This is a genomic window from Intrasporangium chromatireducens Q5-1, from assembly GCF_000576575.1.
Classification (GTDB): domain Bacteria; phylum Actinomycetota; class Actinomycetes; order Actinomycetales; family Dermatophilaceae; genus Intrasporangium_A; species Intrasporangium_A chromatireducens.
This window is the reverse complement of the sequence record NZ_AWQS01000470.1, coordinates 1-1339: the sequence shown is the minus strand read 5'-3', so window position 1 is coordinate 1339 and position 1339 is coordinate 1. Positions and strand designations below refer to the sequence as shown.

Sequence of the window (1339 nt, the reverse complement as noted above, 5' to 3'; positions counted from 1 at the left end):
GTGGTAGCGGAAGTCGATCACGTGAAGATCCCCACGACGGCCGAACGGATGTCGTCCCACCTCGCGGCGAGGACCTGGAGCCAGGCTTGCCCGGTCGGTGTCGAGGCGATGGCGGCGAAGAGGGCCATCAGTCCGACGACGACGAGCACGACGAGCATGCCGCCGGGGACCCGCGTGCGGTACAGCTGGCTCACGCCCTTGGCGTCGACGAGCTTGCCGCCGACCCGCAGGCGCGTGAGGAAGGTGCTCGCTTGGCCGTCGCGGCCCTTGTCGAGGAACTCGACCAGCGTGACATGGGTGCCCACCGCGACGATGAGCTCGGCGCCGCAGTCGTCGGCGAGGAGCATGGCGACGTCCTCGCTCGTGCCCGCGGCCGGGAAGACGACGGCGTCGAGGCCGAGCCCTTCGACCCGGGCGAGCCCGGGTGCGCGCCCGTCCCGGTAGGCGTGGACGACGAGCTCGGCGCCGCACCGCAGCGCCGCGTCGGACACGGAGTCCATGTCGCCGACGATGAGGTCGGGGCGGTGCCCGGCCTCGATGATGGCGTCGGCCCCGCCGTCGACCCCGATGAGAATCGGCCGGTACTCCCGGATGTAGGGACGCAGCGTCTCGAGGTCTTCCTTGTAGTGATAGCCCCGCACGACGATGAGGCAGTGGCGCCCCTCGATCTCCGTCGTGATCGGTGGCACGCCGATGCCGTCGAGGAGCAGGTCCCGCTCCTTGCGGATGTACGCCATCGTGTTCGTCGCGAAGGCCTCGATCTGCACGGCGAGGCCGGCCCGCGCCTCGTGCATCTGGGCCTGCACCGAGTCCTCGTCGAGCAGGTGGCCACTCGCGATCCTCTGCTCCCCGACCCACAGGTCGGCGCCGTCGAGCCAGACCGGCTGCCCGTCCTTGAGGGACATGACCTCGGGCCCCGCGTCGTCGAGGACCGGAATGCCGGCGGTCACGAGGATCTCGGGACCGACGTTCGGGTAGCGGCCCGAGATCGAGGTGGCCGCATTCACGACGGCGGCCGGCCGGGCGGCGACGAGCGACTCGGCGCTGACCCGGTCGAGGTCCCGATGGTCGATGACGGCCACGTCGCCGGGCTCGAGGCGCTTGGTGAGGTTCTTGGTCCGCCGGTCGACACGGGCCGGCCCGGACACACCGGGACGAGGGCCGGACGCCTGGGTGCGTCGACGGATGGAGATGGCCATGGTGCTCCCATCGTGCCACGTTGGGTCATGCCGACCGCAGCCGCCGCACCGTCATGGTGACGTGGGCCAGACCCCACCCGCCTCCGCCCCCGTCGAGCGAGCGCAAACACCGGTTGCGAACCGTCGACTGAGCGCAAACT

Annotated in this window: 1 protein-coding gene; it reads right to left on the bottom strand. The window is 71.0% G+C overall.

Going from position 1 to position 1339, the window contains the following annotated elements; genetic code table 11:
• Positions 1 to 17: 17 nt before the first annotated feature.
• Positions 18 to 1199: a putative cytokinetic ring protein SteA gene (gene steA, locus N864_RS22280; RefSeq protein WP_034722738.1), complete on the bottom strand. Its 1182-nt coding sequence runs from the start codon at positions 1197 to 1199 to the stop codon at positions 18 to 20.
• Positions 1200 to 1339 lie beyond the last annotated feature (140 nt).